The organism is Thiocapsa sp. (assembly GCF_018399035.1).
Classification (GTDB): domain Bacteria; phylum Pseudomonadota; class Gammaproteobacteria; order Chromatiales; family Chromatiaceae; genus Thiocapsa.
In genome coordinates this window covers 288,691-310,473 of sequence record NZ_CP073760.1, presented here as the reverse complement: position 1 = coordinate 310,473, position 21,783 = coordinate 288,691, and the positions used below count along the sequence as shown (strand labels likewise).

The following is a 21,783-nucleotide window of genomic DNA, read 5'->3' as shown; positions in this document are numbered from 1 at the left end:
TCTCCACAGATGTGCTAGCCTATGGGGCATCAGTGCCCCGTCGTCTCGTTTCGACAGCGCTTCGGGTCGCGGAGTTTTGACCGAGCGCAAGTCGCTCGGCCACATCGGTCGAGCCCACGCTCCCGGACCCCTTTTTAAGGATAACGCGAATACAGACCGTCGAGCCCAGAGATCGATTCGTCCGGACAGGCGGACACGATGACCTCGAGATCGCTTTTCCTCTCAATAGCTGTGCGTCCTTCGGCGGCCGATCGGCCGCCTTTTTTTGGCCTGCGGTTCGGGCTTGCGAATCGGGGCCGCATCTCGGGCACGGACGCGGATCCGCGCGCGCCCTCCGGCACGCGCTCATCGAGCCGACACCACGGCTGCAAATTGATCCGCGACAGGCCGAGACGCGAATTCGGCCCGATCTCCAATCAGGGTAACACCCGAGTTACGGTATAATTTCGCCCCGTCAATACACCTCGACGGGAAGCCGAACGACGCCCCGCACCTCACCCAAACGCCACTACAGGATCACCGATGTCTGATTACAACGCCGAGGACGTCCGCAACATTGCCCTGGTCGGTCACGCCGGATCCGGCAAGACTACGCTGGTCGAAGCGCTGCTCGCCGCGACCGGAGTGATCTCGACACCCGGCAGCGTGACCAAAGGGACCACGGTCTGCGACTTCGATGCGATGGAGAAAGAGCTGCTCCACTCCCTGGACGCCTCGATCACCAGTTTCGACGCACACGAAAAGCATGTCAACCTGATCGACACCCCCGGGTATCCGGATTTCCTGGGACGCTCCATTTCGGTCCTGCCGGCCGTCGAGACCGCCGCGATCGTCATCAACGCGCAGTCCGGGATCGAGCCGATGACCCTGCGGATGATGAAGGCAGCCGACAACCGAAGCCTCTGCCGGATGATCATCGTCAATCAGATCGACGCGCCCGAGGTCGATCTGGCCCAACTGACCGATCAGATCCGCGAGACCTTCGGCGCCGAATGTCTCCCGATCAACCTGCCTGCCGAAGGCGGTCAGCGGGTCATCGACTGCTTTTTCCAGCCGAGCGGCGAGGGTGCCGACTTCTCATCCGTCGCCGAGGCCCACAGCCGGATCATCGACCAGGTGGTGGAGGTCGACGAAGCCTTGATGGAGATCTATCTCGAGCAGGGCCAGGAGCTTAAACCCGAGCAGCTGCACGATCCCTTCGAGGCGGCGCTGCGCGAGGCCCACCTGATCCCGATCTGTTACGTGTCGGCAACGACCGGGGCCGGCGTCAATGAGCTCATCGAGATCATCACGCGCCTGATGCCGAATCCCTCGGAAGGCAATCCCCCGCCCTTCCTCAAGGGCGAAGGTGCCGACATGACTCCGGTGACCGTCGATCCAGACCCCGGCAAGCACGCCATCGCGCACGTCTTCAAGATCATCAACGACCCCTTCCGCGGCAAGCTCGGAATCTTCCGTATCCATCAGGGACGCATCACGGCGCAAAGCCAGCTCTACATCGGCGACGCGCGCAAGCCATTCAAGGTCAACCATTTGTATCGCCTCCACGGCGCCGAGCAGATCGAGGTCCCCGAAGGCGTTCCCGGTGATATCCTGGCGGTCTCCCGCATCGACGACATCCATTTCGACGCCGTCCTGCACGACTCGCACGAGGAGGACCATTTCCACCTCTCGAGCCTGGAGTGCCCCGTCCCGCTATTCGGCCTCGCCATCCACCCGACCAAACGCGGCGACGAGCAGAAGCTGACCGATGCCCTGCACAAGCTCGAATCCGAAGACCCCTGCTTCCACGTCGAGCACAACGCCGCCGCGAACGAGACGGTCATGCGCGGACTCGGCGAGCTGCATCTGCGCGTGCTCTTGCGCCGACTCTCGGAGCAGTACCATGTCGAGGTCGAGAGCCACCCGCCGAGCATCCCTTACCGCGAGACCATCACGGCCAACGCCGAGGGACATCATCGCCACAAAAAACAAACCGGCGGTGCCGGACAGTTCGGCGAGGTCTATCTGCGGGTGGAGCCCATGGAGCGCGGCGCCGGCTTCGAGTTCGTCGATGCCGTCGTCGGCGGTGTGATCCCGAACAACTTCATCCCCTCGATCGAGAAAGGCGTGCGCCAGGTGCTCGAGGAAGGCGCCATCGCCGGTTATCCGATGCACGATGTCCGCGTAACCGTCTACGACGGCAAGTTCCACCCCGTCGACTCCAAAGACATCGCCTTCTCGACCGCAGGACGCAAGGCGTTCATCGAGGCGATCGAGAAGGCCCGCCCGGTCCTGCTCGAGCCGATCGTGAAGATCCGCATCACTGCCCAAGGCACCGCGATGGGCGACCTCGCAGGCGACCTCTCCAGCCGCCGCGGCCGCATCAACGGCAGCGACAGCAAGAGCCGCGGTCGGATCGTCATCGAGGGCGAGGTCCCGCTGGCGGAGCTCAACGGCTACGATGCACGCCTAAAGGCCCTCACGGGCGGTGAAGGCACCTACAGCATCGAGCTCAGTCACTACGACACGGTGCCCGCCAACATCCAAAAGCAGCTCGCCGACGCCTACCAGCGCGCGGAAGACTGACCCCGCCCCGCACGGACTGGCGCTCGACGTCGGTCCGTGTTTCATCGCGAGCATCGAGGCTCGGGACCTCCCGGCAGTCTCGTCGGACATTAGAACGACCGACCACCCCAACCTCGAGGAGCTGGTGACATCCGCTCCGCGGTGTCACGCATGCCCCATGGCGCTCTGCGCCACGTAGCTCAGCGCATGACCGCGCCTGGTTGAAGGCGGAGTGAATCGAGCCACTCAGACCCTCTCGCTCGGACTGCAAACCATTCATGCGCTCAGGCTCAAGGTTTCGCAAGCTGATCGCTCACGATCCGGTTCAGGCTGACATTCGCCTCGGCCGCGCGAATGGCGAGCCGCCGATGCAGATCCGGCGTCATCCGCACATTGGCCGTGTTGATCGCCTCAAGCGGGAGGGCGACTTCAATGAGTTTATTCTTTAGGGGTGATGATGGTGGTCACCGATCGTCTTGGATGTCGTCACATGCCAACCTGGCGATGAGGTGTCGAGGCACGTCGGCAAACACCTCGGAGGTCACACGACCCAAATAGATTGCATCGCGCGAATCGATCGTAGCGATCTTGGCGCAGCGGACAATCGAAGGGGCCGGGGCCTTGATCATCGTTTGGTCCAAAACCCAGTGCAAGCGTAAGGATAGCTGCGTTCTAAGATTGCTAATCAGCGACTTACGCCGGGACGCCTTGCTCCTTCCGGCTAGGTGGACCAAACGATGATCGAGGCCCGACACCGACACGAACGCGATCGGACCTGATGCTGGCGCTGGCCAACACACTGGAGCAGGCGGCCAAACTGGAACAAGACCCGGAGGCCGCGGCCCGCGAGGCGGGCTGGATCCTGTACCAGAAGGGAATCCTGTCGACTCCACCGGGCAGCCTGAAGGAACTGTTGGACCTGGCGACGGCGGACGATCACCTGGCGGAGTGGTTGAGCGGGATGACGGACTACCCTCTGGCGGAGACGGAGACACCGGATCCGGAACCGGATCTGTTCGACCTGGCCGTGATGGCATAAAGGCGCAACTGGAGTCCTTCACGGACGACGAGCTTGATGCCATGATGGACGAGGAGATGGGCGATGCGCCCGCTCCTGTATTTACCCCGTCACGCGCACCACAAGGAACGCACCAGCGCAGACCGATATGACTGCGCGGGCGCGCGCGAGAAGGCGGATCGGCTGCTGGCACGGTGCAGATCGGCGACTTTCCCCTCATTCCCCATCGCGGCCATCGCGGCAATCGCGGCGCACAATCACACGGCACCTGTACCCGCCTGCGTGGCGGTTTTCCGATGCCCTGACGCTGCGAGGATCGTGACGATGGGAGCCCACTACCTGTTCGCGCTGGATCTGCTAGCCCCGTTTCTACCGCCAGACAAGGACTCGAAACGGGATATTGCGCTGTTGCGCGCGGCGAACCTGGCTTCTCGGCGCCAGCGCGAAGACATCGAGGACCGCTTCGTGTTTCTGGTCTACGGTGCCTGCGACCAGGAGTCGGTCAAGCAAGCCATGTGCAGCTATGGATTCCCTGGCTGCGAAGTTCGCTTTGTCGCCGAGGATGAGGATCTGACACCGGATGAGAATGGCCGTATCACTTTGACCGAAGACTACGATGAGACCATCGGCGACGATCTGGGACGTTGGGTCACGCAGCATCATCCCGGATCACTGCCGTTAGGGGGCATCCTCACAACGGATCAAGAAGAGCTTGCCTCCTACCGCGAAATCGAATGGTGGTGGATTGGCTACGAGGCGACAGGTGGTGCACGCGAGTGGCCATTTGATCCCGACCGCTTCAGCCAGCTTCTACCTGCCCCGCATTGGAAGCGCGGGGATGCCTGGCTGGAGATTCTCGCCAAAGGGCTTGCCCTGGAAGACATGGAGCGTGGAGATTTGCCCTATGAATCATTCCAGATTCAGGTCAAAGCCGCCGCGCTGTGCGAATGGCTGCATGGCTTCGACGCCGCAAGCGGGAATGGCTTCAACGACTTCGATCCGGCAGATGTCGCGTTAGCTCTGGACATGGATCGTCTGTTCATCGGCTATCAGGCGGCCGAGGCCCTGAGCCGTTCGGACCGATCACCGCCTGATGAGTGCGCAGACATCGATGAAGCACTTCAGGAAGCCGTCCTCGCACTCACGGAAGAGGCGCGCACCGATGTCTTGTCGGCGCTGGGAGTCATGGGAGGTGATGGCCTGCTCTTCTGGACGCTCTACGCTTCGATCTGGCCGCGCTATGACTGTTGTCTCGACGAAGCCATCAACGGCTTGCTCGGCCTGGAGTCGGTCGAGTATGGCGAGATCGACGCGGCTTGGCAGTTCGTTCAGGACGGATGGCACGAGAGCGCAGATCCATAAGGGTGCCATCAGGAACGCCCACCCGCGTGGCGGTTTTTGCGCGGCTTTTGAGACTGAATGATTTTCCGCATCTACCGATGCCGATGGTCTCGACCCGACTTCGACCCGCTCCGCAGGGGCTCCGAGACGGTAGCCCATCGGCTGAGATCTTGCCAGCAGAGCACAGCCCGGTCGAGCTGGCCCTTGCCCTCGCTTACCCGCCGCTCGATCGCTCCAAGTTGAGCGCCAAGAGCCGCGCAAGGATCTCCTCGTCGGACATCTCAGGCATCTCGGACCCACCCAGTTGCGGCCCGGTCCGCTACTCCTGCTCGAACCCCTGACTCGTAAACTTCAGCGTCCGGCAATTCTCGGTCACCGTGCGCACGACCTGATCCGGCGCGCCGTCGGGCATCTCGGCCTCGATCTCGATGGTGACCCTTACCTTGGCATGAACCAGGCCGTCCAGATGCGCGATGACCTCTTCGGCGATGCGGCCGGCGTCGCGCCCGACGCGGGTGGCGTCGAGCAGGACGGTGCCGTGGAAGCGCTTTGGCTTCGCCGCCGCCGGGGGCAGGGTGTTCCCGCCCGGCGTGGGCTTCTCGGGCGCGACCTCCGTCGGCTCGTCTACGCCGTCGGGGTGCGGATCAGTCCGCCCCGGCTCCGGTGCGGTCGGACGCTCGGCATCCATCTGACGCGCGGCCACGTCGGGTTTCACCAAGAGCCCCGACGCTTGGCTGTCGACCAAGGTCAGCATTTGCCCCGCACGTAGACCCTGGTAGCGACCCGCTTCGGCATCGTATCCGTCGGCGAAGGCAAAGCTGTCCTGCGTCCAGGTCAGCAGGTTGATGCCGTCGCTCATGGCGTGGAGCAGCACGCTCGGGTCCTTGAGGCGCGGCAGGTAGAGATAGCGCGCGAAGTCCTCGACCAGTTGCTTGACCTCGACATGATCGCCGCGCCAGAGGGGGATCCGGTCCAGGTCCATCTTCAGACGCGTGGCGCCGAAGCTGGTCAGGTACAGCTCGTCGGAGCGCAGCTTCTTGCTGACCCGCACCGCCAAGGCGTCCGGGGCGCTCAAGCGGCTCGCCTCCCAGGTGACCGGCGACTGCGGGGTCGCTTGGACCGGCACCAGCAGCCATTGGTAGGTTTCCGGAATGCGGGCGAGCATGGTGCTCTCGGCCACACCACGCTGGGTCTCGGCCTGGGTGACCTGATAGGGCGTCAGATCCAGGTGTGTGCGGTCGGCAAGGATGGACTGCCAGGCCAGGTATTTGCGCGCCGCCTCGTCGAGATCCTGCAGGCGGGTCTTATCCGCGGCCAGGAAGACCAGGGTATTGCGATAAAGGCGCGGGCTGGTGCCGCGCATCTCCAGGATAGCCTTGGCGGCGACCTCGGCGGCGCTGTCGGGCGTCTTGGCGTAGGGCTGACCGATGCCCAGCACCACCAGACGCGCGTCCAGATCGTCCGGGACATCGGCGCTGGTCTGCGGCATCGGATGGATGCGGGTGAAGGCACCCTTGTCGGTCAGATCCTTGCGCAGACGCTGCTCCAGCTCATGGGCAACCTTGTCCGGCTCGCGTTTGAACTGCTCGGCACGGTCCTCGGCGAGCTTGGTCACGGTCGGCTGGGTCGAATACCAGTAGTGCGGCCCATCCTGATAGAGATAGGTCGCGGCGGCAGCCATGCGGCGCAGGGCATCGCCGAACACCGCCGGGGACTCGCCCGGCATGACGCAGCCGAGCTTCACGCGGCGGTCCTCGATACCCTTGTGCGCGGCCGCCGTGGTCGGCGCCGAGCCCATGTAGACCGCGCGCGCCACGCGACGGCAGGCCGAGAATTTGCCCAGATTCGGCAGCTCGCTGTCGAGCTTGAGCGGCAGGGAGCTGGGGCCGTCGACGTCCTTCTCGATCACCGGCACCCAGTTGTCGGAGAGATAGCGGGTCAGCTCCGACTGCACGCGCGCGTCGTCGATGGCGACATTGGCGGGCAGGATGAGCGGGTTGCGGTCGCCCTTCTCCCAGAGGCTGTGGATGACGGCGGCCATCAGGCGCAGCACGCCGCGGGTGCGCTGGAATTTCACCAGGGTCGACCAGTCGGTATAGAGCCGGTCGAAGACCTCGGGATGGATCGGATAGGCGGCCTTGAGCCGTTGCTCGTAGTCGGTCTCGCGACACTCCGGCGGAAACTCGGCCTGCTGGGTCCGGTACAGCTCGGCGAAGGCGCGGGCGGTCACGTCGCGGTCTTTGAAATGCGCGGGATCGGTGATCGGCTGGAACAGGCGTCGCCGCACGATCTCGAAACCCTCCTCCGCCGTGGCCGGGCGCCAGGAGGATTCGAGGCGTCCCACGACATTGCGCAGCCGGTCGAGCGCCTCGCGCCCGCGGGTGCCGCCGACCTCCACATCGTCCGAGTGCGAATGGGCCGTGCCCGAGGTATCGGACGCGGGCAGGCTGATGACCAACAGACAGTTGCGCGCCAGCTTGGCCGATTCGGTCAGCACTTGCGCGAAACTGAACTGGGTCTCGAATCCGCCGGCCGGCAGATCGCTCTGATCATGGAGCTGGCGGGCGTAGGCGACCCACTCGTCGATCAGGATCAGACAGGGGCCGTAGTCGTTGAACAGCTCGCGCAGCACGTCGCCGGGGCTGGTCGCGTTCGCATCGTCCGCCGCGACGCGGGCGTAAGCCTCCGGGCCGCCCAGTTGCCAGGCCAGCTCGCCCCAGAGGGTGCGCACCACCGTCCCGTCGGGTTTCACCGAGGGGTTGCCGGGCGAGATCTTGTTGCCGACCAGCACCACGCGTCGCGCTGTCGGCAGACGGTCGATCCCGGCGGCGGCCATGAGGGCGTCGACGCCGGCGAGACCTGCCCCGAGGATGCCCGACACCAGGTGATAGAGCGCCAGCATCGCGTGGGTCTTGCCGCCGCCGAAGTTGGTCTGCAACTGAATCACCGGGTCGCCGTCGCCGACGATCAATCGGCGCAGCGCCCCGATCAGCATCGCGCGCAGGCTCTCGGTGAGGTAGGTCCGACGGAAGAACTCCTCCGGGTCGCGGTACTCGGGCGTGCCTTCGCCGAGATGCACCTGCCAGAGGTCGGCAGCGAACTCGGCCTGCTGATAGCGCCCGCTCGCGACGTCCTCGTGCGGCATCACCACCTCGCGCCAGGGCTTGAGGCCGCCGCTCGCGCCGCTCTCGATGGCGATCCCGGCCGACTTGCGCTTCTCTCCGCGCGCCTGCTCGTCGAAGCGCACCCGCAGCAGCTCCATCTTCATCTTGTCGACATCCTCGGCCTCGGGGGCGGAGACGGCGGACAAGAGACGTTCGACGGAGTCCAGCGCACGGTAGGCGTCGTCGCCGGAGAAAGGCTCCTGGTGCGCCCAACGGTTGCGCACACTGATGATCTCGTTGACCAGACTACGCTCGGCCTTGCCGAGGATATGGCGAAAGACCTCGCCCCATTTGCGATCCATGATCACCAGCATGGCGGCGACGTCTCCGGTGGGATCGCTCTTGCCGTCGCTCAGACGGGTGTCGGCCAGAATATCCTTGGCCTCGAAGGCCCAGCCCTCGCCGTACTTGGCTTTCAGCTCACGCTCGACAAACGGGCCGAGACCGGCCTTGAGGAGGGTAAGTGATTTGCCGACGCGTTCGTAATTGGTGATGGCCACTACTCAGCCTCCGTGCGAAAGGATCGCTTCCAGTTGTCTCATCAGGGACGGGATGGCCGTCGAAGCCGTTTTCCAGAGCACATCCAGGTCGATATCGAAATACGCGTGGACCAAGCGATTGCGAATCCCGACAGCCTCCCGCCAGGGAATCTCCGGCAGGCCCTGCCGCCCTTCCTGCGATACCTTGCTGGCAGCCTCTCCGATGATCTCGATGGCGCGCACCAAGGCGAAGCGCAACATCTCGTCCGAATCCAGATCCTCGCGCGTGCGACCCGCGATGAACCGCGCCACGGATTGGCTCGCATCCAGCATGTGCTCGATCCGTATCCGATCTTCAGGCCGCATACTGCACCTCGGCCGTGCGCACCACCTCGTCGCGGAAATAGCGCGACAGATCGCCGGCGGTTCGCAGATCCACCTTGCGGCCCAGCATGTCCGTCAGCTCGATCTCCATGCCGGCAATCCCGAACAGCGTCGGTGTGTGATCGGGATCGAACTCCACCAGCAGATCGATATCGCTGTCTGGCCCCGCCGTTCCCTTAAGCTGCGAGCCGAATAAAGACAGACGGCGGATCCGGTGTTTCTCGCAAAACCGGGCGAGAACCGGCTCATCGAGAGTCAAGATGTGATGCATGAGGGGCTCTCCTGTAGCGACCGCAAATGGCTACCCGCGAGTTCCTGCGCCGTCGTCGCCGGGGCGATCAAGGCGGAGCAGTCCGCGACCAGAATCATGGCTTGCGCCCAATGGACTGCAACTCCTGAACAAGCTCCTCACGTGAAACCTCGATGACCGGGATCCGATTCGCCTTACACGCAGTCATGAACTCGTAAATCGTGATCCCGGCCAGCTCTGCCGCCTTGGCGATCGTGATCCGTGCGTCCTTGAACAAGGCCAGCGCATAGGCCAGTCGCATCTCTTTGGCGATCGCCTGCTCAGTCAGCATCTCGACAAAATCATTTGGAAGATCAACGGCGACTCGCATGATTCGCTCCGCTTAAGGTTGTGCAAACAGATCCCCGGTACCCTGAGGTGCCGTGCTGCCAGTCTCCCGCGCCAGTCTGGCGATCTCGGGCCAACTCTGAACCAAGCCGTTGTAGGACATCGCCTCGTTTGCGCGTTTCTTGCGCTCGCAGAGGGTGTAGAGGCGATAGCACAGCTCGCGCGCCGTCTCCGATTCGCTGCCGAGCTTGGCGACCAGTGCCGCCGCCGCGACGTCGCCGCCCGACTCGAGGGCGCGGATCAGTTGGTGCACCATCTCCCAGACGGTGAGGCGCTTGTCGGTCGTCGGCTCCCAATCGACGGGGAATTCGGCGGGTTTCAGCAGGCGGACCTTACCGGCTTTGGACCGCAGAATGCCGGCATCCGCCAGGCCGGAGACACTGGTGTTCTTGGACGTGGCGAGCTGCTCGGCGACGCCGTACTCGCCCTCGTTGAAGGCCATCTGCTCGAACCAGGTCAGGGCCCACCGGGTATCCGCGTCGAAGTCCCCCTCCTGCTCGGCCAGTGCCTCGTCGAGGGTTTGGTTGATTAGGGCCAGCGCGGCGCGCACAGGCAGCGGCTTGCCCTCGGCGTCGAGCACCTGGGAGTAGCGGGTATAGACCGCCATGCCGGGGCCGATGGCCGCCTGGGCTAAGTCCACCGGGGCGATGTTGCCGCGTTGCAGGTGAGCGAGCGCGGCGGGCAACTCGGTCTTGAGTGCGGTGATGAAGTTGCGGCGGGTGGCCGTCGGGGCGTCGGCGGGGCGCTGGCGGCAGACGAGGACGATGCTGGAGGCAAGGGCGTTCGAGTCAATGCCACGCATGCGATTGCCAAGCTCTGTGCGCATCGGCCAAGTCCCGGTTATAGCGAAACCGGCCTCGATTACAGCACCGAGGAACGTATCCCAACCAGTATTGGTAGTGCCTTTATCGCCGTTGCTTTCGGCCTGCTTGAAAGCGTAGTAAATAGTGACCGGGAAAGCTGGGTGAGCCTGCTCAGACAGGCGCCGCATCGCTTGCGTCATACCACCAAGAAAGAATGATTCAGCCCCGATCTTTCCGCCATGTCGATAGGCAAAGGCGGTCAGCTCTTCAGCCTTCGGTACTGCCAGTGTTGCAAAAAGTTCAGGCAGAAACGTTTTAAGACAACGGCGCAACCACAAATAGAAAAAATCCGATAGGTCCGCGTATGGAACATTATCGTAGTAAGGAGGATCGGTTGAAACAAGAGTATCTTTGCTGATCGATTGGCTCTGTGCATCATCTTGGCACACAATGCCCTTTCCAAAAGCTGGCATTTTTTCTAGCGCCTTGGTCATGTTCGAGAGACTAACAAGGTAGTCACCGGCAGCCCCGCCAAAGACATTGTTCTCCGCAAAGTCCCAGAGCATCGGTATCGCTTGACGCGTAAAGAGATGGCGTACCTGTGTTTTAGAAATTTCCCAGCCACATAGCGCATTGCACATATCCGATAAACGACTTTGTGCGAGCGCCAGGAAAACGGCCACAGCATCAGCGTAGGCTATGGCAATGCCATTATCTTCAGTGATGCTCTTGGCGTTGCCTAACAGGCCGGCTGATATTGCATCACTCTTAACTTTTAATCTAGCTTCATGCACTAGATCCGAAAAAACGGTAAGCGCAACAAGCTGACGGGATGTAAAGAGGTGCCGCCACTCTTTTATTCCATAAATACAGGGGGTAAAGGCCCTTGCGTCTTCAACAAATGATCCTTCCGGCCGCCATGTCGCTATCACCTGCTCTAGGATTTGCTCCATCTCCGGAGTCGGTGACATGTATATGCGCTCACGACCACCGTCAACAACCATGGCCATCATTCGTGCGCCAATTCGGCCCGCTTTGCCTTCATGTTTAAGGTACTCGCGTGCCATTGGCACGCCAGACATTAAGCACTTGAAATTTGCGCCACGAGCCAGCTTGGTGCCGTTCTTTGAAAACTCCGGATCGGTCGGTTTACCCACCTTGACTATGAACTGGTAGCTATCCTCCATGAGGATCGGCTCGATATATGCTTCCTTCCCGGCCTTGGCGGAAAGTATAAAAGTCGAGACGAGCGGCACATCGACATCTGCAAAGGCCGGGTTAGGACTCTTGACCGTGCGCGCCCATAACCAAGCGATGACGGTAAGAGGCTTCCCGCCGACATACTTCGCCAGATCCGGCCGCGGATTCTCCGGATCCTCGACCATGTCGGCCGTGACCTCGATCTTGGGATAGAGATGCCCGATCCGCCGCTCCGCCTCGTCCCGCATCCACTTGCCGTAATAGCGCACATCCTCCGCGAGCCCCTCAGCCCCCTTCCACTCGCGATCGAACAGCTTTCCAAGAGTCTTTCCCGATTTGCCGTCCTCCGCGACCTCCGGATGCACCGGCGGCCGCCCGGCAAATCGGGGCGGGATCTCGATCATGGCCTTGTTGATCAAGACCGCCACCGGGTTGAGATCCGAGGCATAGGCTTCGAGCCCCAACCGCTGCGCCTCCAACGGCAGCGACCCGCCACCCGCGAACGGGTCATGAAACGCCGGCAGCCTGTACCGATCGAACAACTCCTTCGCCCTCGGATGGTCGGCATTTTCGGCACAGGTATAGCGCCAGCTCTGCCAGATCTCGTCGCGCGCCTGCTGCAGCACGGTCTCGTTGGTCGTGTTCTCCCACAGCACCAGATCCTCGATGATCCGAAACAGCCGCTGCCGCTCCTTCTCCTGCGCCTTCTCGGTCGGGAACAGATCCGGATGCGCCGAAGGGTCATCGACCATCTGCGCAAAGATCACCGCCCGCGCCGCCGCCAAGGGTCGCCGCGCCCACCATAGATGCAGCGTGGACGGATGCCCGTGCCGGATAGACTTCTCCCGCGCACTGGCCTTGTTGATGGCCTCAAGTGGCAGGGCGACTTCGATGAGTTTTTTCTTGGGAAGCGTCACGAAAAAAATGTCCTTTCCAACCAACTCGCGAAGACATTCGCTGCGGGCATGTGAGGGTCGAGATACCGTGCGGAAATCGCCTGTCCAAAGGGCTTGCCCGGCTCGTCTTGCCAGGCGAGCCAGGTGTGAATACGTGCCTTTGCCACTTTCGTGTCTGAAAACCGACGTTGCCCTTCTGGAATGCTGGCGATCGCCTGATCTGCATGAGTGAGCAAGTCATCTCCATCCGGAATCAGGAAGGTGAGAAAGTCCTCCAGGATGCCTGGCAGTGTGTTGTCCGGCATGAGCCAGACGCCGACACGGGGCAACAGGGAGTTCGCCGGCGAGTCGATGATCGTCCCATCAGGCTCAGGTCGAGTCGGGACATTTCCGTAACCGGCGGCCAGCAGGTGAGCAGCCACCGATTGCCATCGAGCGTGAAGGTCGGTGTCGGCATCCAGAATGATGCCCAGCGCTCCGATGTCACTCTCTTTGAGGCGAACACCGATGCCATCAATCAAAGCATCCTTGCCGCCATACGGCTTGATGCATTCGATCTCGCCGAGCGCCCGCCTACCGCAGATGTGTTTGACGACATGCGCGTCATCCGGGCCTTCCACCATCAAAACATGCGTGCCGGCCATGGCCTATCTCACCTCGACCTGATCGCGGGTCACGATCTCCAACTCCCTTTCCGTGAACAGGGTCGGGATGATTTTGTCGTCCTTTCTGGATAGCCGAACCAGCACCCCGTCCTCAGGGCTCTCGGTCGCCGCTTTCTGAAAGGCGCGCACGGAATCCCAGCTATGAGAAGTGGCGAACACTTGGACGTTCAGATCCCTGGCCAGACGAAAGACGGTGCGCCATACATCGGTTTGGATCGAGTAGTGCAGGCCATTTTCGATTTCATCAATCAGCACGACACCGTTACGTGCGTTACAGAGCGACAGGATCACCCCGAACAAGCGATTCATGCCATCCCCGAACGTCCGCAAAGGTAACGGCTCGGGATACAAGCTGCTTTTCGCAATCGCCTTTCTTGAACTGGACCTGCCATCCCTTGCAATCATCGACACAGCCTGGATCTCCGGGGAGATAACCTGCAAAGCCTTGACGACTTCCTGCTCGGCGTCCGTCAGCGCAATAGCATCCCACAGGGCGCCCATCTGGCTCGTAGAGCGAGAACTGAAGGGATCAAGATAGATGCAGGGTCGAGAGGCAGCATCGGATTCCGGCCTCATCGCGTACCTGCGCCGAAATCTGTCCATTGGTAAGACTCGCGTCCTTGCCGCGATCTGAATCTGTAGGGCGGGGAAACTGTCAACGTCGTCCAAGGCATCGTTTGATGCGGGTTCGTATCTTGACGACGGCCCTACTGGATCACTCTTTCTGATGAACCAATTGATGCTGACGTTGATGTGGGAAATAGATTCAGGCAAGGAGCCTACTGCCGAGATCGAGAAACCTTTCGCGGATCTTGCTAGGTCAGGGAATCCGTTGAAGAGATTGCAAAATGGCTCCAAATCCGTTGGGGAATAAAGGCGCTCTGCTTCACCCGCGGAACCAAGCTCCTCGCGGTAGTCGAGGATGTCATAGATTGTTTCCGGCGCGCCACCGGTGACGAGAATTCGGATGGCCTCCAACAGCGAGGATTTACCCGAATTATTCTTGCCGGTCACCAAGTTGACCTTGCCGAAGCCATTGACCCGCAAATCGGCGAGAGCGCGAAATCCGCCGACTTCGAGGGTTCTTATAAGATCTGTCATGGTCATTGCCCTTCGAAATCGTCTGAGTCTCTTCGCTTTGCTGTGGCGAGCTGGAGATCGTTTTACAGCCTGATGTGATACGGAAAAATCAGCGACGGATCATCTTTTGAGATTCGAGGCATTGCGGCGAGATTGTAATCGTCAGCTTGTGATTCAGGGCATAGCAGATATCCGACAGGGTGCGAAGGGTCATATTGCGTGAACCATTCAGAACCTGGGAGGCGTATCCCTTCGTCGAGCCAAGACGATTTGCCAACTCGGTCTTGGTGATTCCCCCGGTCTGCATGGCAGACCAGATCATTTCGGTGACCTCGGCGATCAGTAGCTCTTGGGCTACGAGCTTTTTGTTCTCTTCGCTCTTGCTCGTCCAACGCTCCAAGAAATCGGTCATGGTTCTTACCCCTCAAGCCATTTACAAGTCGACGATCATCCGGCTTCCTTTAAGAGATGCGAGTGAAACCCTAATTCGAAGCCTCCATTCGCCGCAGTCAACGCCTGGGAGCTGCTCCACAGCTCCAAGCCTGACCTCGAGTTACGGGTATTCAAGCATAGGGTTTACATCTAAGTAAACATATTCCCGGAAAGGCGAGCAGTCGGCCGATCATGACGGCAGAGATGCCCGTGCGATCAGCTCGGCAAAGTCGTAGTTGACGCTGCTGGCATGGAAGTCCGGCTCCCGCCGAAACGGTTGTCGAAGGTAGTGAATTCGGTATGTGTCGCCGTCGAGAAACTCCACCATGGCAAGGATGAAATCCTCGGGCTTGTTGAGCGAGTAGAGCACCTCGTTGCGCGTCACGGTGATGGTCTCAGCGCCGGACACCCGGCCCTTGACCTCGATGAAGCGCAGCTTGCCGGTTCCGGGAACGCGGCTCTCGATATCGTAGCCGAGCTTCTCGAATTCGCGGTCGGTCGGCTCGAAGCCGAGGCCGCGCTCGACCGCCATAACGACCTCGCGGGCGCGAGCCGCGCTGGCTTGGGTGTCGATCGGATGGGTCGGGTCGGTATCGGTCTGTCCGGTCATGGCATGGATCAGTCCGATCGGGACAACGAGCAGACCGCCGAGCACCACCGGCGGGAGCGGGGAGAGCTGGGCTTCGAGCTTCAGATCCGCCAGGCGTTTCTGCAGCCGGCCTTGCAGGAGGTCGGCCCGCTTACGCGCCTCCCCGGAGTTGACCTTGGCGTTGGGCTTGCCGGCCGACTCTTGGAGCTTCAGCTCCTCGGCGCGATGGTCCCAGTAGGTGATCTCCTTGGTGAGCCGGTCCTTCACCGCCGCCTCGGTTTTAGCAATCAGGTCAATCTTGCGCGCCTTCACCTCGGCCAGATGCTCCGGGACTACCTGGGCGATGGCGTGACCCTGGGCCTTTTTCTCCAACTCGCGGTCGATCCAGCGGCACTCTGGTCGGGCGAGGATGGCGTCGATGCCGGGTTCGTCCGGAGCCGGCGGACGGTAGTCGAGATAGGGGGCATAGTGGACGTGGCGCGTGGCGCCGTCGGCGTCCTGCTCCACATAGAGCATGCGCTTGGAGACGATACGGCGTTCCCCCGCGCGGGTGAGTCCGGCATCCTGGATGGCGTGCTCCAGATAGAACAGCACACACGGCAAGGTGCCGGAGTCGCGCTCGTCCACCAGCAGGGTGCCGCGCTTGAGCAGGTCGCGGTTGCGCTCCAGGGTGAGATCGATGACGGCATCGAGCAGCGGATGGCCGGGGCAAACGAAGGCGGCCAGGGGCTGACCTTGCGGGGCGACCAGCGACTTCTCGAAGGCGATGCGCTCGTAGCGCGGCAGCACCGGTTCGCCGATGCCGATCAGGCGATCGCGGTTGCGCACGGCGGCGGGGACGTGGGTGATCTCGTAGCGCCGAGGCTCGCGCTGCTTGGCCGTGCCGCCGAGTCTTTTGAAGGCATCAAAGAAGAAGGACTCGATGTAGTGCGGCTGCAGACGGCGGGCGTCGGCCCGTTCCATGTCCTCGCGGATGCGCTGCACGCCGCTGGCATCCATCGCATCGTGCGCCAGAACGCGCTCTTCGAGCAGGCCCTGCAGGTGATCGCGGTCGAGTGCCGTATCGAGCACCGTGGTGAGGAAGGCCTGGACCTCGGGCCGCTCGCCGTAGCGGATCGCCTCGATCAGCAGATCGCGCAGTGATTTGCCCTCGAACTGGAGCTTGCCGAGCACGTCGAAGACCTGCCCGCCCAGGGCTTGGCGCGCCTGCTCGAGCTTCTCCAGCAGCCGGCGGTAGACGTCGCCCTCGCGGGTCTCCTCGGCGACCAGGTTCCACAGATGACACACCTCGGTCTGGCCGATGCGGTGGATGCGCCCGAAGCGCTGCTCCAAGCGGTTCGGATTCCAGGGCAGGTCGTAATTGACCATGAGATGCGCGCGCTGCAGGTTGATGCCCTCGCCGGCCGCGTCGGTGGCGAGCAGGACCTGAACCTCGGGGTCGTGCTTGAAGGACTCCTGGACCTTCAGACGCTCCTCGCGGCCGATCCCGCCGTGGATGATGACCACGGCGTCCTTGCGGCCGAGCAAGGTGGTGATACGACCCTCCAGATAGTTCAGGGTGTCGCGATGCTCGGTGAAGATGACGAGCTTCTGATGCGGCGAGGGCGTGGGCGGCGGGATCGGACCCGCGCCATAGGGGACCTTGGGCTCTTCGGCGCGGTCGGCCAGTGCGGCGGTGGTGAAGATCTCACCCAGCAGGCTGGCCAGCTCGCGCCACTTGGCGTCGGTGCCGCTGCGGCAGACGGCGAGCGCTTGCCCTTCGAGGTGCTGGAGCGTGGCGATCTCGATACGCAGCTCGGCAATCGAGCGTGCCGCGGTGGCTTGGTCGAGGATGGTCTCTTCGAGGGCGGCAACTTCGTTCTCGGGGGCCTCGTCCAGATCGTCGACGTCGTCGCTGTCCAGCGCCGGGAGGGACGCTGCGAGGATCGGCGCGGCCTGGCCGCCGCGCTGCAGCACTTCCAGCTCGCGCAGGCGGCTTTCCAGGCGCTCGCGCCGACGGCGCAGCGATTGATAAATGGCCTCGGGGGATGAGGCCAGACGCCGTTGCAGGATGGTCAGGGCAAAGCCGACCGTGCCGGCGCGCTTGTCGTTCTCCAGGGCTTCGGCACGATTGAACTCCTCGCGCACGTAAGCGGTGACGGCCTGGTAGAGGGCGGCTTCGGCATCCGAGAGCTTGTAGGGGACCGTGTGGGCAATGCGCTCGGGAAACAGCGGCGTGCCGTCGAACGTGAGCAGGCTCTCCTTGACCATCCGGCGCATCAGGTCCGAGACATCGGCGGTGTGCACGCCGTCGCGGAACTTGCCCTCGAAGCGGTCGCCGTCGAGCAGCGCCATGAAGAGCTGGAAGTCTTCCTCCTTGCCGTTGTGAGGCGTGGCCGACATCAGCAGGAAGTGACGTGTCAGGGTCGAGAGCAGTTGGCCGAGGCGGTAGCGCTTGGTGTATTTGACCTCGTTGCCGAAGAGGGTGGCCGACATCTTGTGGGCCTCGTCGCAGACCACCAGGTCCCAACGGCAGTCCGGGGCCTTGAGTTTCTGCTGCACCTCCTCGTTGCGCGAGAGCTTGTCGAGGCGGGCGATGACCAAGTTGGTTTCGAGGAACCAGTTGCCGGTGCGCGCCGCTTCGAGCTTGTCGTTGGTGAGGATCTCGAAAGGCAGCTGAAAGCGCCGATACAGCTCGTCCTGCCACTGCTCGGCGAGGCTGCCGGGGCAGACGATCAGGCAGCGTTGCAGGTCGCCGCGCGCGACCAGCTCCTTGATCAGGAGCCCCGCCATGATGGTCTTGCCGGCGCCGGGATCGTCGGCCAGCAGAAAGCGCAGCGGCTGGCGCGGCAGCATCGCCTCGTAGACCGCGGTGATCTGGTGCGGGAGCGGATCGACCAGTGAGGTATGCACCGCCAGCACCGGGTCGAACAGATGCGCCAGGCGGATGCGGTGGGCCTCAGAGACCAGACGGAACAGCGCACCGTCGCCGTCGAAGCTCCAGGGCCGGCCCTGTTCGACCAGATCCATGCTCGCTTCGTCGTCGCGGTAAAGCAGCTGATTGGCGACCTTGCCCGCCGGGGTCTTGTAAGTCAGCTCCAACGCCTCGGAGCCGTACCACTTGATGCTCACGACTTCGACCAAGGCATCCGGGAGGATGCCTCGGATCATCGCGCTGGGCTGAAGCTGTTCGAGCTGCATGGTCGGCTGGCCCTCCTGTTGTCCCTGGAGAATCGAACGCACCGGCGCGATGAGTCCGGACTCGGATGGTATACGCCAAGAGGACGGCGAACCAGTGCGATGGGTCAAGGGGCGGTCGAGCCGGATGGATCCGCTTCGGTCGGAGTCTGCTCCCCGAGCATCCTGCAGAGATCGCCGAAATGCTCTTGAGCCGCTGCGCGCTCGGTGAGCGTCACGCCCTGCCACTTGGCGATGAAGTCGTCCGGGGACATGGTGCAATCCGCCTTGCGATCGGTCACCCGGCATGGTTTGGCCGAGAATCCGCGTTGCCGAAATTGGCTTACACCAGCGCTTACGCAACGGGCAACAAAAAAAAGGCTTACGGTGATGAACCGTAAGCCTTTTTTATTTTTGGTAGCGGGGGCAGGATTTGAACCTACGACCTTCGGGTTATGAGCCCGACGAGCTGCCTGACTGCTCCACCCCGCAACTGAGTCGACAAGATTACAGGGGAAAGGCCGAAAGCGCAAGCGCTTTTTGATCGTCGATTCGCTCGACCCGCATCCGGCATCCGGCATCCCCTTCGTGCGCGGCAGAATCTCGATTCGAAGAAGGCTGCGGCTTACTCGGAAGCGGGCGAGACCGCCGCCCTGCTCGGTTTGAAGCGTTGCATGTAGGGATTGTCGTGCCGTCGCTCGACGAGCAGATAGGGACGGTTTGATTTCTCGTGACACTGATTGCAGGCACCGAGCAGCCCGTTGTAGTCGGCATCGACACGCGCCTCGTCGCCTGACTTGAAGGACGCCTCGAGGCTCTCGAAGGTCGGCAGAAGGATCTCTTTGACGAGCTTGCCGATGGGAATGCCGTCGGCTTCGTCGATGTCCTCGATCGCCTCGATGACCTCTTCGACCTCGTGGATGTAGTAGGCGATCAGCGGCTTGTTTCCGGCGTCGACGGAGATGCCGAGCTTGTGCGTGTAGTACTGAAGTTGCCCCATCCAGGTCACCAGCCCGAGATCATGCTCGTCGTCTCCGGCAAGGACCGGCAGCGGGCCGGTCAGGAGTGCGGCAACCAGGATCACTGGGACGCTCGTCGTTCGAATCATCTGCGTTGTCCTCTTTTCTATTGTGTTGAAGGTTTTCCGATGGTCTAAACCGCGTCCAGCGCGAGGTACTCATGTTCGAGTGAGCTCGACGTTTGGTGATCCACAACCCTTAGCGGAGATGCGGTTTAAAGGGTCTTGAGATACTCGAGCAGGGCCAGGCGCTCGGGGCCGGTCAGATCGTCGCCGAAGGTGTGGCCCTGATTGCCGTAGCCGGGAAGCCCGGTGTCGTAGATGTGGTTGCGCTCTTCCCAGCTCATGGCGCCGGCCTTGCCATGGTCCAACGCCCGATAGGTCCAGCCGAGGCCGACCTCATCATACGCGGGCCGACCGTCGCCTTCCCGATCGAACCGCCAGAAGGTCGGGCGCGAGCGGCTGTCGAGCAGGGCTGCAAGCGTCGGTACCGAGCCGTTGTGCAGATAGGGCGCGGTCGCCCAGACCCCGTCGAGCGGCGGAGCCACATAGCCGAGCGCCGGCGCGGCCTGAGACAGCTCGCCGTAGAAGGATCTTCCGAACCACTTCAGGAAACGGTCCGCATCGCTGAAGCCCTTGCGCGCGAGCTCGGGATCGGTCTCGACCTTGCCGAGTGCGATGACGCGATTCGGATAGGTCGGCGTCTCGCCGTAGGTCCCGTGACACTCCTTGCAGGTCTTCTCGAAGACCGCTGCGCCGCGTTCGGCGAGCGCCCGATCGATAGGGAAGGGGTACTCGGGCGGCTGCAGGCTGGCCAGATAGGCACGTACGTCGACGAACCAGGCGTCGATCTCGGCGGCCTCCTCGACCGAATCGGTGCAGGTGGTGGAGGCGAGGATCATGTAGCGAACATGGTCGCCGCGCCCTTCGCCATTGTAGAACATCGCGTGCTTTTTGCCGACGTTCCACCAAGGCGGAACGCTCACCGGAAGCGGTGTCTGCGGCGGCGGCTCGATCAGCGGGGTGTCGGACCAGGCCAGCGTCTCCGGGTCGCGGTGCGCCATCAGGGCCGGCGTGAGGTTGTTTGCCGAATTCACGCCGACGGTGTCCGTCATCATGGAGTCGGCGATGGCGCCGACCCGATCGGCCCAGCGTCGCCACTCCGTCGCTTCGGGTCCGTCCTCGACCAACGCGGCTGCGGCCTCGATCCCGACCCAGGGGTCGGCGGTCAGATCGAGAAATTCGTTCCCCAGACCCATGACCAGCTCGCCGTTGAAGGTCGACGCATGGCAGGCCAGACAGTTCGAGGTCACGATCTCGACACCGGAGGCCGCGACATGGGAGGTCAGCATGTAGGGAAGCTCGGCGTTGCGTCCCGTGCGGCCCGGGAACTGCGGACCCGCATCCTGCGCGGCACCCCGGGTCTTGAGATAGGCACCGTAGGGTAGACCACAGGTGACGACCGAGCGGTTGAGGAGCGCGTCGTAACCCGTGTCGGGGTCGCCCGGACGCTGGGGCGATGCCGGGATCTCCCCGACCTCGGCCTTGTAGACACCGTCCTTCTCGGTCGGACCGCGATCGCAGCCGAGCAAGGCCAGGGTCGGCAGGATCAGAAGGACGTGAAGCAATGGAGAGCGGTGAGTGGTGGGTGGCGAGTGGTGAGTGGCTGGAAACGAATTCTTGAACAGTGACTTAGCGACCTGGAAGCCGAAAAACCGGCACGTATTGGGTATGAAACGGATGGGGAACACCATAATGATCCGGTTTGATTGAAAGGTTAACGCGCTCAGGTCCCGGACGGAGCAACGGCCTCGGCCGTGGCCTCGATCCGCCCGTGCCCGGCGATGGTCTCTCCGCCCAGACGACCCTTCGCCTGCACCGCGCAGCTCCAGAGTCGGACCGTGTCGTCGGCCTCTTGATCCCGGGTGAGCGGGACGAGCGTCAGCTCCAAATCCAGGATGGGGATGCTCAACCGCCAAGCCACCGGGTACCCTGCCCCGCTGCGCGGGCTAAGCCAGCGCTCGAACGGCTCGAGCCGGATCTCGCGGCGCCGAAAACCCTGCACCTGTCCGTCGGCGAGGATCAAGGCGCAGGCGGGGATGGGTGTGCCCGTGCCGTCTTCGCGACGCAGTTGGAGACAGACCAGCTCGATGTCTTGGTCGAGCTGGATCGCGCATCGATTCAAACCGACCTGCCCCCCGCTCCTCGGAAGCGTCCCCCAGGCATGAGGCAAGCGACAGAGACCAGTCCTCGATCCAGACCGACGTGGGCTGCGAGCCGGCTCCGGCGAGGCCCGAGGCGGCACGCGTCAGCCGCTCGGCCGACCGCACCCCGATACTCGGGATGGGCGCCATGATCCGCCGGGAAGCGCAAT

General features: G+C 62.7%; 17 protein-coding genes and 1 tRNA gene. 3 read left to right on the top strand and 15 right to left on the bottom strand.

What is annotated here, in order from left to right:
• Positions 1 to 522: 522 nt before the first annotated feature.
• Positions 523 to 2,568 carry an elongation factor G gene (gene fusA / locus KFB96_RS01435; RefSeq protein WP_213458624.1) on the top strand — a complete coding sequence of 682 codons (2,046 nt, stop codon included), beginning with the start codon at positions 523 to 525 and terminating at the stop codon, positions 2,566 to 2,568.
• A gap of 269 nt (positions 2,569 to 2,837) precedes the next feature.
• On the opposite strand, the gene KFB96_RS01430 is transcribed toward fusA, so the two are convergent.
• Positions 2,838 to 2,933 (bottom strand): toxin-antitoxin system HicB family antitoxin, encoded by a 96-nt coding sequence (locus tag KFB96_RS01430; protein ID WP_213458623.1) that lies wholly within the window; start codon positions 2,931 to 2,933, stop codon positions 2,838 to 2,840.
• A gap of 392 nt (positions 2,934 to 3,325) precedes the next feature.
• Between KFB96_RS01430 and KFB96_RS01425 the strand changes: the two genes are divergently transcribed.
• Positions 3,326 to 3,586: a hypothetical protein gene (locus KFB96_RS01425; RefSeq protein ID WP_213458622.1), complete on the top strand. Its 261-nt coding sequence runs from the start codon at positions 3,326 to 3,328 to the stop codon at positions 3,584 to 3,586.
• 63 nt (positions 3,587 to 3,649) lie between these two features.
• The gene (locus KFB96_RS01420) at positions 3,650 to 4,927 is read left to right on the top strand and encodes a hypothetical protein (protein WP_213458621.1); all 1,278 of its coding nucleotides are present in this window, start codon (positions 3,650 to 3,652) and stop codon (positions 4,925 to 4,927) included.
• A 298-nt stretch (positions 4,928 to 5,225) separates the two neighbouring features.
• Here KFB96_RS01420 and KFB96_RS01415 read toward each other — a convergent pair whose 3' ends face one another.
• The 14 genes from KFB96_RS01415 to KFB96_RS01350 form a co-directional block, all read right to left on the bottom strand.
• Positions 5,226 to 8,570 (bottom strand): Swt1 family HEPN domain-containing protein, encoded by a 3,345-nt coding sequence (locus KFB96_RS01415; protein ID WP_213458620.1) that lies wholly within the window; start codon positions 8,568 to 8,570, stop codon positions 5,226 to 5,228.
• A gap of 3 nt (positions 8,571 to 8,573) precedes the next feature.
• Positions 8,574 to 8,915, bottom strand: coding sequence for a DUF86 domain-containing protein (locus KFB96_RS01410; RefSeq protein WP_213458619.1), 342 nt, complete (start codon positions 8,913 to 8,915; stop codon positions 8,574 to 8,576).
• Positions 8,905 to 9,204 carry a nucleotidyltransferase family protein gene (locus KFB96_RS01405; RefSeq protein WP_120796609.1) on the bottom strand — a complete coding sequence of 100 codons (300 nt, stop codon included), beginning with the start codon at positions 9,202 to 9,204 and terminating at the stop codon, positions 8,905 to 8,907. The genes KFB96_RS01410 and KFB96_RS01405 overlap by 11 nt, the downstream gene beginning before the upstream one ends.
• 94 nt (positions 9,205 to 9,298) lie before the next feature.
• Complete coding sequence (locus KFB96_RS01400) at positions 9,299 to 9,553, bottom strand: UPF0175 family protein (protein WP_213458618.1); 255 nt, start codon at positions 9,551 to 9,553, stop codon at positions 9,299 to 9,301.
• Positions 9,554 to 9,565: 12 nt separating this feature from the next.
• On the bottom strand, positions 9,566 to 12,490 hold the full coding sequence (locus KFB96_RS01395; RefSeq protein ID WP_213458617.1) for a DUF1156 domain-containing protein: 2,925 nt from the start codon (positions 12,488 to 12,490) through the stop codon (positions 9,566 to 9,568).
• Positions 12,487 to 13,113 carry a DUF3226 domain-containing protein gene (locus KFB96_RS01390; protein WP_213458616.1) on the bottom strand — a complete coding sequence of 209 codons (627 nt, stop codon included), beginning with the start codon at positions 13,111 to 13,113 and terminating at the stop codon, positions 12,487 to 12,489. Before KFB96_RS01390 ends, KFB96_RS01395 begins: the two co-directional genes overlap by 4 nt.
• 3 nt (positions 13,114 to 13,116) lie before the next feature.
• Positions 13,117 to 14,241, bottom strand: a complete 1,125-nt coding sequence (locus KFB96_RS01385) for an ATP/GTP-binding protein (protein WP_213458615.1) — start codon at positions 14,239 to 14,241, stop codon at positions 13,117 to 13,119.
• Between the two features lie 82 nt (positions 14,242 to 14,323).
• Positions 14,324 to 14,626: a helix-turn-helix transcriptional regulator gene (locus KFB96_RS01380; protein ID WP_213458614.1), complete on the bottom strand. Its 303-nt coding sequence runs from the start codon at positions 14,624 to 14,626 to the stop codon at positions 14,324 to 14,326.
• Positions 14,627 to 14,836: 210 nt separating this feature from the next.
• The gene (locus tag KFB96_RS01375; RefSeq protein ID WP_213458613.1) at positions 14,837 to 18,415 is read right to left on the bottom strand and encodes a helicase-related protein; all 3,579 of its coding nucleotides are present in this window, start codon (positions 18,413 to 18,415) and stop codon (positions 14,837 to 14,839) included.
• A gap of 104 nt (positions 18,416 to 18,519) precedes the next feature.
• Entirely contained in the window at positions 18,520 to 18,666 is a 147-nt protein-coding gene (locus KFB96_RS01370) for a hypothetical protein (protein WP_213458612.1), read from the bottom strand.
• 140 nt (positions 18,667 to 18,806) lie between these two features.
• Positions 18,807 to 18,883, bottom strand: a tRNA-Met gene (locus KFB96_RS01365).
• A gap of 133 nt (positions 18,884 to 19,016) precedes the next feature.
• Positions 19,017 to 19,499, bottom strand: coding sequence for a hypothetical protein (locus KFB96_RS01360; RefSeq protein WP_213458611.1), 483 nt, complete (start codon positions 19,497 to 19,499; stop codon positions 19,017 to 19,019).
• Positions 19,500 to 19,624: 125 nt separating this feature from the next.
• The gene (locus tag KFB96_RS01355; protein WP_300971223.1) at positions 19,625 to 21,037 is read right to left on the bottom strand and encodes a hypothetical protein; all 1,413 of its coding nucleotides are present in this window, start codon (positions 21,035 to 21,037) and stop codon (positions 19,625 to 19,627) included.
• 158 nt (positions 21,038 to 21,195) lie between these two features.
• The gene (locus tag KFB96_RS01350; protein WP_213458610.1) at positions 21,196 to 21,594 is read right to left on the bottom strand and encodes a lipocalin family protein; all 399 of its coding nucleotides are present in this window, start codon (positions 21,592 to 21,594) and stop codon (positions 21,196 to 21,198) included.
• Positions 21,595 to 21,783: the final 189 nt, after the last annotated feature.

Bases quoted from the DNA above. Each gene is read 5' to 3' on its own strand.
- KFB96_RS01385 (WP_213458615.1), bottom strand. From the start codon at position 14,241: ATGACCATGACAGATCTTATAAGAACCCTCGAAGTCGGCGGATTTCGC.
- KFB96_RS01425 (WP_213458622.1), top strand. From the start codon at position 3,326: ATGCTGGCGCTGGCCAACACACTGGAGCAGGCGGCCAAACTGGAACAA.
- KFB96_RS01405 (WP_120796609.1), bottom strand. From the start codon at position 9,204: ATGCATCACATCTTGACTCTCGATGAGCCGGTTCTCGCCCGGTTTTGC.
- KFB96_RS01390 (WP_213458616.1), bottom strand. From the start codon at position 13,113: ATGGCCGGCACGCATGTTTTGATGGTGGAAGGCCCGGATGACGCGCAT.
- KFB96_RS01375 (WP_213458613.1), bottom strand. From the start codon at position 18,415: ATGCAGCTCGAACAGCTTCAGCCCAGCGCGATGATCCGAGGCATCCTC.
- KFB96_RS01360 (WP_213458611.1), bottom strand. From the start codon at position 19,499: ATGATTCGAACGACGAGCGTCCCAGTGATCCTGGTTGCCGCACTCCTG.
- KFB96_RS01370 (WP_213458612.1), bottom strand. From the start codon at position 18,666: ATGTCCCCGGACGACTTCATCGCCAAGTGGCAGGGCGTGACGCTCACC.
- fusA (WP_213458624.1), top strand. From the start codon at position 523: ATGTCTGATTACAACGCCGAGGACGTCCGCAACATTGCCCTGGTCGGT.
- KFB96_RS01420 (WP_213458621.1), top strand. From the start codon at position 3,650: ATGCGCCCGCTCCTGTATTTACCCCGTCACGCGCACCACAAGGAACGC.
- KFB96_RS01400 (WP_213458618.1), bottom strand. From the start codon at position 9,553: ATGCGAGTCGCCGTTGATCTTCCAAATGATTTTGTCGAGATGCTGACT.
- KFB96_RS01410 (WP_213458619.1), bottom strand. From the start codon at position 8,915: ATGCGGCCTGAAGATCGGATACGGATCGAGCACATGCTGGATGCGAGC.
- KFB96_RS01430 (WP_213458623.1), bottom strand. From the start codon at position 2,933: ATGACGCCGGATCTGCATCGGCGGCTCGCCATTCGCGCGGCCGAGGCG.
- KFB96_RS01380 (WP_213458614.1), bottom strand. From the start codon at position 14,626: ATGACCGATTTCTTGGAGCGTTGGACGAGCAAGAGCGAAGAGAACAAA.